Here is a 13,695-nt window from a genome sequence, read left to right on the forward strand (position 1 = left end):
CTGCACCCCCCTAGAGTGAAGTCCTCAGGTCGAACTTCGCCCTGAACCTACAAATACGTCAGTTGGGAAGACCAATGAAAAAGCTGCTGAGCGCTCTGGCGCTGTTCACCTCGCTCGCCATGGGCGGCGCCCAAGCGGGCGTGCTGCCGGTGCTGACGGCCACGGGCCTGCAAGACGCCACCGGTGGTTGGGGCACATCTTTCACCAAGACGGCGGACTTCACGCTGGATGCCAACACCTGGGTGGGCGGTTCGCTGTTCACGGTGGGCGCCCTGGGTGGCTCGCCGTTCGTGGATGTGCAGTCGGTCTTGCTGAAGCAGGGCAATGTCCAGATCAACTGGACGGAGACCTTGGGCATTGATTGGAGCCAGTTCGACGGCGTCGAGCAGTGGGCCATGCCGACCGTGAATCTGTCGGCCGGTCAGTGGACCCTCGTCGTGACGGGTGTGACCTATGCGGACAAGCTGGGCGATGGAGTTCAGGCTTCGGTCGAACTGCCGGAACCCCAGTCCTTGGCCTTGGCTGCTTTGGCTCTGGCTGGCGTTGGCGCGACCCGCCTGCGTCGTCGCGCTGACTGAGCTTTGCGTCCCCGCTGCATCACAGGATTGATCATGAAGTACGCAGTTTTTGCCGCCGGTGTTTTGGCCCTCGCCCTGTCGCCCGCGTCCGCGGCGACGGTGGATGTGCAGTTTGGCGGTCTGGATAACGCTGCCATCAAGCTCAGCGCGAAGGACTTGAACCTGGGCGCGGGGCCCGTTGTGTCGAATTTCGCCACGTCAGCCCTCAGCTACTCGTATGTGGGCGGTGCGAGCTTCCTGGCGTTTTGCATCGAGCCGGAGCAGAGCAATGGGCGCGCAGGCGTCTCGTTGACTTATACAGTGGACAGCTTCACTGGCACGCAATCCAAGCTGCTGCAAGGTCTGTACTCCACGGAGTACGCCAAGCTGGCCAGCTACACCGACAAGGCGGCCTTCCAAGTTGCGGTGTGGGAAATCGTGCGCGAGACCTCGGGCACGTTGAACGCCGCCGACGGTAAGTTTTTCTTGATGGGCACCAGCAATCAGCTGAACTCCCAGTCTGAGCAAGACGCCGTGGCCAATTTGGCCAACAGTTTCCTGGCTGCTGCGGCCGGCTACACCGGTGCTGCGCAGTACGGCCTGGTCAAGCTGACGAACGCGACCCGGCAGGATCTGATCACAGCCACGCCTCTGGCCGCTGTCACGCCCAACGTCACTCCGGTTCCGGAACCCGAAACCTACGCCCTGCTGCTGGCCGGTTTGGGTGTGGTGGGCTTGAAGGCCCGTCGCCGTTCGGCGCGCTGAACGCCAGCCTTCGGGCTGCAACGAAAGGCTCCTTCGGGAGCCTTTTGTTTTTTCTGGCCGCCCACCCGGAGGAGGCGGCGCTGCGGTGCGGGTCGCTTCCTACAATCCGCGCGCTGTTTTGTCCCATTTTTTGATCGCGCCATGCCCGTCAACCTGTCTGCCCCCGATCCTTCCACCCTGTTGCCCGTGCCGGGCGTGCGCCTTGGCGTGACGATGGCCGGCGTGCGCAAGGCCAACCGGCGGGACCTGACCGTCATTGCGCTCGACGACGGCGCTGCCGTGGCCGGGGTGTTCACCACCAACCGCTTCTGCGCCGCGCCGGTGCAGCTGTGCCGCGCGCATCTGGCCGGCGGCTCGGCGGTGCGCGCGTTGCTGATCAACACCGGCAATGCCAACGCCGGCACGGGGGCCGACGGCCTGGCGCGGGCCCGCCAAACCTGCGAGGCCCTGGCCGGCCTGATGGGCTGCGCGCCCGAGCAGATCCTGCCGTTCTCCACCGGTGTGATCATGGAAACCCTGCCGGTGGACCGCATCACCGCCGGCCTGCCGGCCGCACTTGCTGCCCTGCAGAGCAACGCCTGGGGCGAAGCCGCCGCCGGCATCATGACCACCGACACCTTGCCCAAGGCTGCCTCGCGCCGCATCGAGATCGGCGGCGTGCCGGTCACGCTGACGGGCATCTCCAAGGGCGCCGGCATGATCCGGCCGAACATGGCCACGATGCTGGGCTTCATCGCCACCGATGCGCGCATCGCCCCGGCCCTGTTGCAGCCCCTGGTGAAGGAAGCGGCCGATGCGTCGTTCAACCGCATCACCATCGATGGTGATACCTCCACCAACGACTGCTTCATGCTGATCGCGAGCCGACAGGCCGCGCACGCCGAGATCACCTCGCTGGACAGCGCCGAGGCCCAGGCCCTGCGCACCGCGCTGATTTCGCTGGCGCAGGAACTGGCCCAGGCCATCGTGCGCGACGGCGAGGGCGCGACCAAGTTCATTGCCATCACGATCGAAGGCGGCCGCACCGAGGCCGAATGCCAGCTGGCGGCCTACGCCATTGCGCACTCGCCGCTGGTCAAGACCGCGTTCTTCGCCAGCGACCCGAACCTGGGCCGCATCCTGGCCGCCGTGGGCTATGCCGGCATCACCGACCTGGACCAGGGCTTGATCGACCTGGACCTGGACGACGTGGCCGTGGTGCGCCAGGGCGGCCGCCTGCCCAGCTACCGCGAAGAAGAGGGCCAGCGCGTGATGAAGCAGGCCGAGATCACCATCCGCGTGGGCCTGAACCGCGGTACGGCCAGTGCCACGGTCTGGACCTGCGACCTGAGCCACGACTACGTCAGCATCAACGCCGACTACCGCAGCTGAGCCTGCGCGCGGGTGCAGCACGCGGCCAACGAGGCGCCCCGCGGCCGGTGCCGGCGGGGCGGCTGGGTGAAACCCTGCGTGACCATCGGCGCGCCGTGAGGTGGCCCTGACAATGCGCGCCATCAAAAAACGTGGACGCTGTGTCATGAAGCTCACCCTCTCTGCACTCACGCTGGCTGCGGTCCTGTCGACGGGCGCGCAGGCCCAAGGCCTCAGCTACCCGGCCACCCGCAAGGTCGATCAGGTGGACACCTACCACGGCACCGCCGTGGCCGACCCCTACCGCTGGCTGGAAGACGACAACGCCGCCGACACCAAGGCCTGGGTCGTCCAGCAAAACCAGGTCACTGACCAGTTCCTGGCGGCCATGCCGCAGCGCCTGCCGGCGCGCCGCATCTACACCGAGCTGTACAACTTCGAGCGCTTCGGCATCCCGTTCCGGGAAGGCGGCCGCTATTTCTGGACGCGCAACGACGGCCTGCAGCAGCAGAACGTGCTGTACACGGCCAAGTCGCTGACCGACACCCCGCAAGTGGCGCTGGACCCCAACGCCATGAGCAAGGACGGCACCGTGGCGCTGAGTGGCGTGGTGCCCTCGCGTGACGGCAAGCTGCTGGCCTATGGTGTGGCCGGCGCGGGCTCCGACTGGCAGACCTGGAAGGTGCGCGACCTGGCCACCGGGCAAGACCTGCCGGACACCATCGAGTGGGTGAAGTTCAGCAGCGCCGCCTGGACGGCCGATGGCAAAGGCTTCTTCTACGCCCGTTACGACGCCCCCAAGGCCGGCGAGGCGCTCAAGGGCGCCAACTACTTCCAAAAGCTCTACTACCACCGCCTGGGCACGGCGCAGGCCGACGACGTGCTGGTGCTGGAAAACCGGGACGACAAGGAATGGGGCTTCGGCGCCGGCGTGTCCGACGACGGTCAGCACCTGCTGGTCACGGTCTGGAAGAGTGCTGGCAGCAAGAACGGCCTGATGGTGCTGCCGCTGCCCAAGGGCGCTTTCGCGGGTGGCAAGCCGCAGGCGATTTCGCTGGACTTCGACGCGCAGTACGTGCCGGTGGTCACCGTGGGTCAGCGTCTCATCGTCAAGACCGACAAGGGCGCGCCGCGTGGCAAGCTGATTTCGGTGGACCTGAAGAACCCCGCCCCCGCCGGCTGGAAGACGCTGGTGGCCGAAGGGCCGGACGCCATGACCGGCGCCTCCGCTGTGGGCGGCCGATTCCTGCTGAGCTACCTGCACGACGCCGCCACGCTGGTGCGTGTGCACGCCGCCGACGGCAAGGCGCTGTCGGACGTGAAGCTGCCGGGCGTGGGCACGGCCGGCGGCTTCGGCGGCCACTGGAACGCTGCCGAGACCTTCTTCAGCTACACCAGCCTGACCACCCCGGCGTCCATCTACCGCTTTGACGTCAAGACCGGCAAGGTCTCGGCCTTCAAGGAACCCAAGACGGCGTTCAACACCGACGAGTTCGAGACGCGCCGCGAGTTCGTCACCAGCAAGGACGGCACGCGCTTTCCGATCTTCATCGCCGCCAAGAAGGGCCTGAAGCTCGACGGCAGCAACCCGACCATCCTGTACGGCTACGGCGGCTTCGACGTGTCCATCACGCCGGCCTACGGCGTGACGGCGGCCACCTGGCTCAAGATGGGCGGCGTGTACGTGATGGCCTCCATCCGCGGTGGCGGCGAGTACGGCTCGGCCTGGCACGAGGCCGGCACCAAGCTCAAGAAGCAGAACGTGTTCGACGACTTCATCGCCGCGGCCGAGTGGCTGGTCAAGAACAAGATCGCCAGCCCCGCCACGCTGGCCATCAACGGCGGCTCCAACGGCGGCCTGCTGGTGGGCGCGGTCACCAACCAGCGGCCGGACCTGTTCGCCGCTGCGGTGCCGCAGGTGGGCGTGATGGACATGCTGCGCTACCAGAACTTCACCATCGGCTGGGCCTGGGCCACCGACTACGGCACCAGCAAAGACAGCCCCGAGATGTTCAAGGCGCTGCTGGCCTACTCGCCGGTGCACAACATCAAGAGCGGCGTGAACTACCCGGCCGTGATGGTGACCACCGGCGACCACGACGACCGTGTCGTGCCCGCGCACAGCTTCAAGTACGCCGCCACGCTGCAGGCCGCGGAAACCGGCCCGGCGCCCAAGCTGATCCGCATCGAAACCAACGCAGGCCACGGCGCGGGCAAGCCCACCTCCAAGATCATCGAGGAGCGCAGCGACATCCTGGCGTTCTTTGCGAACACCATGAAGCTTGAGGTGAAGTGAAGGTGAGGCAGGCTCTCGTCCGGCATCGCTTGGCAGTCCGGCTGAGGGCGGCCCGGTGCGCGGCCTGTCGCCCATGAACACCACCTTGCGTGACCTGGGCATCGACGAGGTCGACGCCCTCGTGTCGCTGTACCAGCACCTGAACGCGGGCGATGCGCCGCCGTCCCCCGAGGCGGTGCAGGCGGTGTTCCGGCACCCGGGCCTGCGCCACTTCGGCGTGTTTGAGGGGGCGCAGCTCATCGCGAGCTGCAACCTCGCCGTGATTCCCAACCTCACGCGTGGCGGGCGGTCCTACGGCGTCATCGAGAACGTCGTGACGGATGCGGCCCACCGCGGCCGCGGCCATGGCCAGGCCGTCATCCGGCACGCCATCGCGCAGGCCTGGACGATGGGCGCCTACAAGGTGGTGCTGACCACCAGCCGCAAAGACCCCGCGGTGTGGGCCTTTTACGAGCGCTGCGGCTTTGACAGCGGCGACAAGCGCGCCTTCGTCATCCGCCGGCCGGCCTGAGCCGGCTCAGGCGGCGTTCACCACTTCATCTCGCCCTTGTTCACCTTGGCGCCGATGTCCAGGGCGATGCCCAGCCCTGCATCGGGGTAGGCGGTCTGCATCGTGCCGATCAGTGCGGCCGCGTTCGCCGCCTTGGGCAGTTCGGCCTCGAAGCGTGTCAGGTAGTCCTGCGTCCAGCGCAGCAGGCTGGCGTCTTGCGGCGTGCCGGCGCGGCTGTGGCCGGGAATGACGCGGGCCGGCTGCAACGCCGCCATGCCCTCCAGCGTGGTGCGCCATGCGGCACGCTCGGCGGCGGTCTGCGTGTCGGCCGTCCACACGTGCAGGCCAGCAAACACGTTCACGCCGCCGGCCACCGTGCGAAGCGACGGCACCCACACATAGCTGCGGCCCGGCAGGGCGCCGTCCAGCCCGCGCACTTCCAGCCGCTGGCCTTCCAGCTCGATCACCGGCGTGTCCAGCACCTCGGGCATCGGCACCTGCTGCGGTGCGTTGGCGCCCAGGCGCGGGCCCCACACCTGCAGCTTGGTGGCCAGCGTGGCCTGCATCTTCTGGACCGTGGGCGCGGTGGCCACCAGGCGGGCCTGCGGGAACTGCGCTTTCAGCACGGCGGCGCCGAAGTAGAAGTCGGGGTCGGCCTGGCTGATGTAAATGGTTCTAAGCGTCTTCTTGCTGTCCAGCACCAGCGCGGCAAGGCGCAGCGCGTCGGCGCGGGTGAAGCCGGTGTCCAGCAGCACGGCGTCCGTCTGGCCGGTCACCAGCACGGCGTTCACGTGGAAGCTACCGGCGTCGGCGTTGTAGACGGTCAACTGCAGCGGTGCGGGGGCCAGGGCGCTCGTTTGGGCGTTGGCGTCGTTGGCGTGCAAGGCGAGGGTGGCCAGCGGCAGGGCCAGGCGGCGCAGGGTCTTCAAGGCGTTCATGGTGTGTCTTTCATCGCGAGTGGGTCGGTGAAGTCACTGTATTGATGCGCGAATTGAAGATAAACATCGATAGAGTGTTTGCTTTGTCTACTGAATCGAGCAAATCGTGGATCGACTGCGGGCCCTGCAGGTGTTGGTGGAGGTGGCCGAGCGCGGCAGCCTGACGCAGGCGGCCGAGGCGCTGGGCATGTCGCGCGCCATGGTGTCGCGCTACCTGGAGCATGTGGAAACCTGGCTGGGCGCGCGGCTGCTGCAGCGCACCACCCGGCGGGTGAGTCTGACCGAGGCGGGCAGTGCCGCGCTGCTGCGGGCCCGCCAGATGCTGGACCTGGCCCGCGAGGCCGAGGCTGCCGCCGGCGCACCGCAGCAGCAGGCCCGAGGCCGCTTGCGCGTCACGGCCAGCGCGTCGCTCGCCCAAGCCTGCCTGGCCGCAGCGGTGGCCGAGTTCCTGGCCCAGCACCCGGCTTGCGAGGTGGAACTGGTGGTGGTGGAGCGGGCGGTGAACCTGGTGGAAGAGCGCATCGACCTGGCCGTGCGCATCAGCAACCAGCTCGACCCCGGCCTCGTGGCCCGGCCCCTGGGGCGTTTTGCTTCGGTGCTGTGCGCAGCACCGGCCTACCTGGCGTCGGCGCCGGCCTTGGCCGTGCCGGCGGACCTGCGGCAGCACCGCTGCGTCACGCATGCCTACGTCAACCGCACCGACTACGCGTTGCAGCACCAGGGCGAATGGCTGCGCGTGCCGGTGCGCGCGGTGCTGCAAAGCAACGATGCTGCCGTGATGCGCAGCGCGGCCCTGGCTGGCGCGGGGCTGGCCATCCTGCCCAGCTACCTGGTGGCCGACGACCTGCGAGCGGGCCGGTTGCGGCGCGTGCTGCCCGACTGCGAACCCGAATCCCACGGCGTGCACGGCGTGTACCTGTCGCGCCAGTACCAGCCGCTGGCGCTTCGCCTGCTGCTGGACGCACTGGCCGAGCGCCTGGGGGCGGCGCTGGCCCAGGCCGACGCGGCTGCTAGAAGTTGACGGCGCGGGTCTTGTAGCCGCGCGCGATCAGCGTGGCGTTGATCAGCTGCGCCTGCTCGCGGGTCTGGAACGGCCACACCGTGGCGCGCCAGCCGTCCGGCGTCTGGATCACGTCGCCCTGCAAGCTCTCGGGGTTGGCGTGCACACCCGCCAGGCCGGCCTGCATCTTCTTGAGCAGGGCTTCGGCCTCGGCTTTGCTGCCGGGCGGGCCCACCAGCGCCACCACGGCCTTGTCCGGGGTCTTGGCCATGCGGGCCAGGCTCGGGTCCGGCCCGGCCGGCCGCTCGGCGCCGCGTTGGGCGTCGCCGCCGCGTTTGTCAGGCGCTTCCGCCGGCTCGGCGGGCTTGCTGGACAGCATGGGCGGGCGCTTCACGCCGTCGGCCCGCTCCACCAGGCGGGGGCGGATGTCGGGCGGCGGGGCATCGGGGTCGGGCGCGCTGGCGGCGGCCACGGGGGCGGCCGAGGCCGGTGCATCAGCGGCCGATGCAGCACCGGCGTGGGCCGCAGCCTCGCTGACCGGGGTGGAGGCGCCGGGGTCTGCGCTGCTGGCGGCACCGCTCGCCGCTTCGGCCGGCAGGGCGGCAGACGCGGCCGCACTGGCGGCTTCAGCGGGCGCGGTGGCCACCGGGGCGGGCTCCACCGGCACCGGCGTGGCCTTGGGCCACAGCAGGGCGGCGGCCGCGCCGGTCAGGCCCAGCACCACGGCGGCGGCTGCCGCCACGCGGCGCATGTCCAGCAGCCGGCGCCCGGCGATTTGCGACGGGATGCCCCGACCCGCAATCACGCGGGTGCGGCGCTTGCCGACGTCGATGCCGGCCGTCATCAGGTACAGCTCAAACGGCCAACCGCTGTGGCGGGCGGCCAGTTTTTCGTCGATGACGATCACGCGCCAGGGCTGGCTTTCCGGCGCGGCTGGCGGCTCGGTGAAGCCGAACGCCAGCGCAAACCGCTCCACCTGGGCCGGGCTCAAGCCGGGCAGGAATTTTTCGCTGAACGCGCGCCACTGCGTGCGAGGCGCGCGCCCCAGCAGCCGCGGCACGCGGCCGGCCAGGCCCTTGAGCCGCTGCAGCCACACCGCGCCGCGCGACACCGGCGGCGAGCCGGCCAGCTCGTCGAACGCGCTGACGGCGTCGGTCAGCACCGGTTCCACCAGGCCGCCCGGCTGGGCCGAGGCCCGCACGAACGGCAACGCCACCACGCCCACCGTGTGAACGGCGTCCAGGGTGATGCGGCGCGCCAGCGGGTGGCGGTTGTGCCAGTCGACGATCTGTTGGGCCAGGCGCTCCATGACTGCTTGATCTTGCCTCAGTGCCGCCGCCCCAAGCGGGGCGAACAGCACGTTGAAATCAAGCCAGTTGCGTCAACAGCCACGCATTCAGGTCCGCAATTTCCTCGGCGCAGACCGAATGCGGCATCGGGTACGCGTGCCAGGCCACCGGGTGGCCCAGCGTGCGCAGGGCATCGCGGCTGGCCGCGCCGCGGGCCGGCACCACCACCGTGTCTTGCGTGCCATGCGCCATGAACAGCGGTAGCGCCGCGTTGGCCGGGGCGCGCTCGACTGCCGTGTGGGCGGCCAGCGGCAGGTAGCCCGACAGGCCCACCGCGCCGCCCAGCCGCTCGGGGTAGCGCAGCGCGGTCATCAACGCCATGGCACAGCCTTGCGAGAACCCCATCACCACGATGCGCTCGGCCGCCACGCCGCGCGCCCGCTCGGCATTGATCAAACCGGCAATGGCAGCTTGCGAGGCGCGCAGCCCGGCTTCGTCCTCGCCCGGGGCGGGGTAGGGGCCGAGGATGTCGTACCAGGCCCGCATCACGTAGCCGCCGTTGAGCGTGACCGGCCGCTCGGGGGCGTGCGGAAAGATGAAGCGCACGGCGCCCAGCCGGCTCAGGTCCAGTTCGCCACAGATGGGCACGAAGTCGTAGCCATCGGCCCCCAGGCCGTGCAGCACGATCAGTGTCGTGCGCGGGTTGGGGCCGGTGTCGATGATGTGGGTGTCAAGCATGGCGCTTCCAGTGTTCGATGCGCAGTTCAAACGGCCGGTCGCCGTAGGCGTCCGGGGCGTCGCCGGTCGGCGTCCAGCCGGCGCGGCGGTAAAAGGCTTCCGCCCGCGAGCCGGGCTCGGTGCCCAGGTCCAACCGGGTGTGGCCCAAGCTGAACAGCCAGTCCACCATCACCTCGTGCAACTGGCGGCCGTAGCCCTGGCCGTGCAATGCCGGGTCCACGAACATGGCCCAGATGTGGCCGTCGCGCGCGTCGCCAATCGCAAAGCCGGCGATCTTCAGGTTCGGGTGGGGCGACAACTCCACCACCCAGCCGCGGCCGTAGGTCTCGAGGTAGGCGTGCAGTTCGGCGTCGGAGATGCGCCCGGGGGTGAGGGTGTTCTCGGTGACTGCATATCGCACGCGCCAGAGTTCGGCCGTGTCGTCGCGGGTGGCAATTCGCAGGGTCATGGCGTCATTGTCGCGACAGCGCCGGGGCGGCCGGCTTGCCATCATGCGCGGCATGGGAAGCCTCTACCTTGTTCGCCACGGCCAGGCCAGTTTCGGCGCGGCCGATTACGACCAGCTCAGCCCCACCGGCCACGCGCAATGCCGCCACCTCGGCGCCTACTGGCGCGAGCGCGGTCAGCGGTTCGATGCGGTCTTCACCGGCACGCTCAAGCGCCATGCGCAGTCGCTGGCCGGCATCGTGGAGGGCCTGGGGCAGGACCTGCCCGCCGTGGCCTTGCCCGGCTTGAACGAGTACGACAGCGAAGCCGTAGTGCGCGCCATTCACCCCGAGCCGCTGGCCCGCCCCACGGATGCCGAGGCGGTGAAACAGCACTTCCGCCTGCTGCGCCAAGGGCTGCTGGCCTGGATGGCCGGCGAGACCCAGCCCGAGGGCATGCCCTCGCACGCGGCGTTCGCCGCCGGCGTGGCCGACGCGCTGGACCGCGCCCGCGCCGTGGGTGTGGGCCGGCAGGTGCTCATCGTTTCCAGCGGCGGCCCCATCTCCACCGCAGTGGGCCAGGTGCTGGCCACCCCGGCTGACACCGTGGTGGAGCTGAACCTGCGCATCCGCAATGCGTCGGTGACGGAGTTCGTGTTCAACCCCAAGCGGCACCACCTGGTCACGTTCAACACGCTGCCGCATCTGGACACGGCGGACACGCGCGCCCTGATCACCCACGCCTAACGCGTTGGGCCGCTGTCGAAATATTTGTCATTTCGGCGGGGTCGTGGCGGGCCGTTGCTGGGCTGACAGCGCCGCTGCCCGGGGGTAGGGCCTGTCTGGCTTGAAAGTTGCCTCGTTGCAGTGGCCCCAGTCTTGGGGGCGCTTCAAACTAGGGGTACCCATGATCCATCGCATGTTCAAGCGCGGCCTGTTGGTCTCCGCGCTGGCCCTGACAGCTGCAACAGCCCAGGCGGCCCTCATCACCAACGGGTTCACGTTCGCCGTGGCCTCCGGTTCCAACACCGCGGTCGGTTCGCACTTCCACTCCAGCACCGGCGGCGTGTTCGGCAATCCGGCAGGCAAGGCCGAGGTGGGGCGCTTCTCCGTGGAGGAGGTGCGCGGGTTGTCGGAGTACAACCTGGCCGGCCAGTCCCTGGCGTCGTCCGCCTTCGTCACCTTTGACATCTACAAGGCGGGCGGCCTGTTCAACGGCACCAACAACACGCCGTTCACGGGCACCGTGATCGTGGAGGCCTACGCGGGCAACAACCTCGAGGACATCACCGACTACCAGGCGCCGTCGCTGGGCCAAGTGGGCACCTTCAACATCGACCCCGCGAACTTCGGTGTCGGCGACATCTTCAGTTTCGATGTGACCAGCTTCTTCAACAGCCTGGTGACCAGCGGCGGCACCTCGCTGGGCATCCGCCTGCGTGAGAGCACTGCCGGCCCGGACTACGGTCTCAGCCGGGCGTGGACCTTCCAGGACTTCCGCCTGACGAGCGATAACCAGTGCACCGGGCGCGCTTGTGGTGGCGGCACGGTGCCAGAGCCGGGCGCGCTGGCCCTGGCCGCGTTGGCCCTCGGCGTGATGGGGGCCGTGCGCCGTCGGCGCTGAAGGCAGCCAGCCGAACGGACGCTGCTGTCAGCCGCGTTCGTTCCGCCGGCCCGGATGAACGCGAGGTGTGCGGGTCACGGACAATCCGGCCCGATGTTCACCCGCCTGATCACCCCGCCTCCCGCCGCCACCGCGCCCGCGCATGAGCGCTTTTTGCACCTGGTGCGCCTGGCGCTGGCCAGCGGGCAGTTCGGCAAGCTGCTGCTCTCGGGCCCGGTGGCTGTGGAGGGTGACGATGCGGACGTGGAGCGGCTGACCGTTCGTGCGATTGAGTTGCGCGGTGAGCCTGCGCTCACCTTCCTGTGGCGCCACCGCACGAAAGACATCACCAAGAACCACGCGCCTGAGGCCGGGCTGGCCGAGTTGGCCACGCTGCTGGGCGCGCGGTTTCGCAATGCCCACCTGCACACCGCCACGGAAGAGGTGCAGTTCGCCGTCAGCCGCAAGGGGCGCGAAACCCTGCGCGTGACGCGGGTGGACGGGGATGAAACCGCAGCCCCAGCCCCCGCCGGCCACGACAAAGCCAAACATCGACCGCTGGACATGGCGCAGCCCGTGTGGGCGGCGCTGGGGCTGACGCACCTCGTCAAGGGCCAGGCTGCGCTCGTGCCGGCCATGGCCCGCAAGTGGAAGCAGATCAACCGGTTTGTCGAGATCCTGTCGGCCGCCGTGGACGAAGCGGGCCTGACGGCGCCGGTGCGCGTGGCGGACTTCGGCTCCGGCAAGGGCTACCTCACGTTCGCGGTGCATGCCTGGCTGCAGGCTCAGGGCCTGGGCCCGCGCGTGACCGGCATCGAGCTGCGGGACGACATGGTGAAGCTGTGCAACGCGGTGATCGAGGGCGAGCAGCTGCAAGGCATCCGCTTCGACCAGGGCGACGTGCGCACACAAGCCGTGCAGCCGCTGGACGTGATGATTGCGCTGCACGCCTGCGACATCGCCACCGACCACGCCTTGCACGTGGGCCTGCAAAGCGGCGCGCGCATCATCATGAGCTCGCCCTGCTGCCACAAGGAAATTCGCCCGCAGATGCAGATGCCGGCGGCGCTCAAGCCGATGCTGCAGCACGGCATTCACCTGGGCCAGGAGGCCGAGATGGTGACCGACTCGCTGCGCGCCCTGCTGCTGGAAAGCCAGGGCTACCGCACGCAGGTGTTCGAGTTCATTGCGCTGGAGCACACCAGCAAGAACAAGATGATCCTGGCCGTGAAGGCGCAAGGCGCGGCGGCCGAGGCGCTGGCAGCACGCCGGCCCGAGTTGCTGGCGCAGATCGCCGAGATCAAGCGCTTTTACGGCCTGCGGGAGCAGCGCCTGGAGCAGTTGCTGGCGGCTTGAACCGGCCGCACCCCGGGCGGGTGCAAAGGAAAAGCCCCGGCGGCGGAACCGTCGGGGCGCAAGGGCGCCTCACGCCGCCCGAGACATTCCCGAAGGAACATGGGGCTGCGGCGTGCATCACAGCGCAGGCGGCCGAACGCGGGCAACACGCGAGCGTGCTGGGTGCGGGCCAAACGTCATTGCTTTGGGTCGCGGGTGGGCTCGAGCTCCACCTCGCCAGGGGCCGCAGCGTTGCCGGGGGCCGTGCACTGGTGACGGGATGAATCATCAGCGCAGCCGGGTGTGAACAAAGCCGCGATCAGCCGGGGTGCGCCCGGCTTTTTTCGGTTCAGCCCGGCCCAGCCCGACTCAGTGCGCGTGGGGCTCGGCGCGGGCGGGCGTCACCGTCAGCTTCACGGCCGGGGCGCGGGGCTTGGGTGTGTCGGCAGTGGGCACCTCGGCCCAGTTCCATTCGCCCTGGGTGCACAACTGGCGCACCGGAAACCACAACACGCCGGGTTCGGCCGGCAGGCTGGCGCGCAGCACGAACTCGTCCACCCAATCGTCCTGCAGGAAGTCGGCCGGCGTGTTGGCCGTCCAGCGCACCTCGGCCAGTTCGTCGGTCACGGGCTTGCCGTGGCTTTCGTAGGGCTTGGCCAGGGGGCGGCGCGTGGTGGTCAGCGTCCAGCCGGCTTTGGGCATGGGCTTGGCCCCGCGCAGCCCGGCGGGCAGCGTGACGACGACGACCTTGGTTGCCGCGCCGTCGCAGCCGTGGCCGATGCGGAAGGTGGCGCGGTAGCCGCTGCCGGCCGGCGCGTCGGGCTGTTCCAGCACCACGTGGGCTTGGGCGGTGGTGGCGGATAAAGCGGCGAGGGTGGTGAGGGCAGTGGCGATGAAGGCTTTCATGGG

Annotated in this window: 14 protein-coding genes; 9 read left to right on the plus strand and 5 right to left on the minus strand. The window is 69.2% G+C overall.

What is annotated here, in order from left to right:
- The first annotated feature begins 74 nt into the window (after positions 1 to 74).
- The 5 genes from ACG01O_RS18495 to ACG01O_RS18515 all read left to right on the plus strand — a co-directional run bounded on the left by ACG01O_RS18495 (position 75) and on the right by ACG01O_RS18515 (position 5,479).
- A complete protein-coding gene (locus ACG01O_RS18495) occupies positions 75 to 578 on the plus strand; it encodes a hypothetical protein (RefSeq protein WP_394386876.1) in 504 nt (167 codons plus the stop codon).
- A 33-nt stretch (positions 579 to 611) separates the two neighbouring features.
- Positions 612 to 1,322 carry a PEP-CTERM sorting domain-containing protein gene (locus ACG01O_RS18500; protein ID WP_394386877.1) on the plus strand — a complete coding sequence of 237 codons (711 nt, stop codon included), beginning with the start codon at positions 612 to 614 and terminating at the stop codon, positions 1,320 to 1,322.
- A 141-nt stretch (positions 1,323 to 1,463) separates the two neighbouring features.
- The gene (gene argJ / locus ACG01O_RS18505; RefSeq protein WP_394386878.1) at positions 1,464 to 2,693 is read left to right on the plus strand and encodes a bifunctional glutamate N-acetyltransferase/amino-acid acetyltransferase ArgJ; all 1,230 of its coding nucleotides are present in this window, start codon (positions 1,464 to 1,466) and stop codon (positions 2,691 to 2,693) included.
- A 145-nt stretch (positions 2,694 to 2,838) separates the two neighbouring features.
- On the plus strand, positions 2,839 to 4,968 hold the full coding sequence (locus tag ACG01O_RS18510; protein ID WP_394386879.1) for a prolyl oligopeptidase family serine peptidase: 2,130 nt from the start codon (positions 2,839 to 2,841) through the stop codon (positions 4,966 to 4,968).
- Positions 4,969 to 5,041: 73 nt separating this feature from the next.
- Entirely contained in the window at positions 5,042 to 5,479 is a 438-nt protein-coding gene (locus ACG01O_RS18515) for a GNAT family N-acetyltransferase (protein ID WP_394386880.1), read from the plus strand.
- A 17-nt stretch (positions 5,480 to 5,496) separates the two neighbouring features.
- Here the strand turns inward: ACG01O_RS18515 and ACG01O_RS18520 are convergent, their stop codons facing one another.
- Positions 5,497 to 6,396, minus strand: coding sequence for an MBL fold metallo-hydrolase (locus ACG01O_RS18520; protein ID WP_394386881.1), 900 nt, complete (start codon positions 6,394 to 6,396; stop codon positions 5,497 to 5,499).
- A gap of 106 nt (positions 6,397 to 6,502) precedes the next feature.
- On the opposite strand from ACG01O_RS18520, the gene ACG01O_RS18525 reads away from it, so the two are divergent.
- On the plus strand, positions 6,503 to 7,417 hold the full coding sequence (locus tag ACG01O_RS18525; protein ID WP_394386882.1) for a LysR family transcriptional regulator: 915 nt from the start codon (positions 6,503 to 6,505) through the stop codon (positions 7,415 to 7,417).
- Here ACG01O_RS18525 and ACG01O_RS18530 read toward each other — a convergent pair.
- Genes ACG01O_RS18530 through ACG01O_RS18540 form a run of 3 tightly spaced genes read right to left on the minus strand, consistent with a single transcriptional unit; the run spans position 7,407 to position 9,871 of the window.
- Positions 7,407 to 8,705 (minus strand): hypothetical protein, encoded by a 1,299-nt coding sequence (locus tag ACG01O_RS18530; RefSeq protein ID WP_394386883.1) that lies wholly within the window; start codon positions 8,703 to 8,705, stop codon positions 7,407 to 7,409. The two genes, ACG01O_RS18525 and ACG01O_RS18530, sit on opposite strands and share 11 nt — an antisense overlap.
- Before the next feature lie 58 nt (positions 8,706 to 8,763).
- On the minus strand, positions 8,764 to 9,423 hold the full coding sequence (locus ACG01O_RS18535; RefSeq protein ID WP_394386884.1) for an alpha/beta hydrolase: 660 nt from the start codon (positions 9,421 to 9,423) through the stop codon (positions 8,764 to 8,766).
- Positions 9,416 to 9,871, minus strand: coding sequence for a GNAT family N-acetyltransferase (locus ACG01O_RS18540; RefSeq protein WP_394386885.1), 456 nt, complete (start codon positions 9,869 to 9,871; stop codon positions 9,416 to 9,418). The genes ACG01O_RS18535 and ACG01O_RS18540 overlap by 8 nt, the downstream gene beginning before the upstream one ends.
- A 52-nt stretch (positions 9,872 to 9,923) precedes the next feature.
- Here ACG01O_RS18540 and ACG01O_RS18545 point away from each other — a divergent pair, with 52 nt between their 5' ends.
- The 3 genes from ACG01O_RS18545 (at position 9,924) to ACG01O_RS18555 (ending at position 12,807) form a co-directional block, all read left to right on the plus strand.
- Complete coding sequence (locus ACG01O_RS18545) at positions 9,924 to 10,595, plus strand: histidine phosphatase family protein (RefSeq protein WP_394386886.1); 672 nt, start codon at positions 9,924 to 9,926, stop codon at positions 10,593 to 10,595.
- A gap of 160 nt (positions 10,596 to 10,755) precedes the next feature.
- Positions 10,756 to 11,472: a PEP-CTERM sorting domain-containing protein gene (locus tag ACG01O_RS18550; RefSeq protein WP_394386887.1), complete on the plus strand. Its 717-nt coding sequence runs from the start codon at positions 10,756 to 10,758 to the stop codon at positions 11,470 to 11,472.
- 93 nt (positions 11,473 to 11,565) lie between these two features.
- A complete protein-coding gene (locus ACG01O_RS18555) occupies positions 11,566 to 12,807 on the plus strand; it encodes a class I SAM-dependent methyltransferase (protein ID WP_394386888.1) in 1,242 nt (413 codons plus the stop codon).
- 348 nt (positions 12,808 to 13,155) lie between these two features.
- On the opposite strand, the gene ACG01O_RS18560 is transcribed toward ACG01O_RS18555, so the two are convergent.
- Positions 13,156 to 13,692 carry a YcnI family copper-binding membrane protein gene (locus ACG01O_RS18560; RefSeq protein WP_394386889.1) on the minus strand — a complete coding sequence of 179 codons (537 nt, stop codon included), beginning with the start codon at positions 13,690 to 13,692 and terminating at the stop codon, positions 13,156 to 13,158.
- Positions 13,693 to 13,695 lie beyond the last annotated feature (3 nt).

It is taken from the genome of Pelomonas baiyunensis (assembly GCF_043555935.1).
Taxonomy (GTDB): Bacteria; Pseudomonadota; Gammaproteobacteria; order Burkholderiales; family Burkholderiaceae_C; genus Pelomonas; species Pelomonas baiyunensis.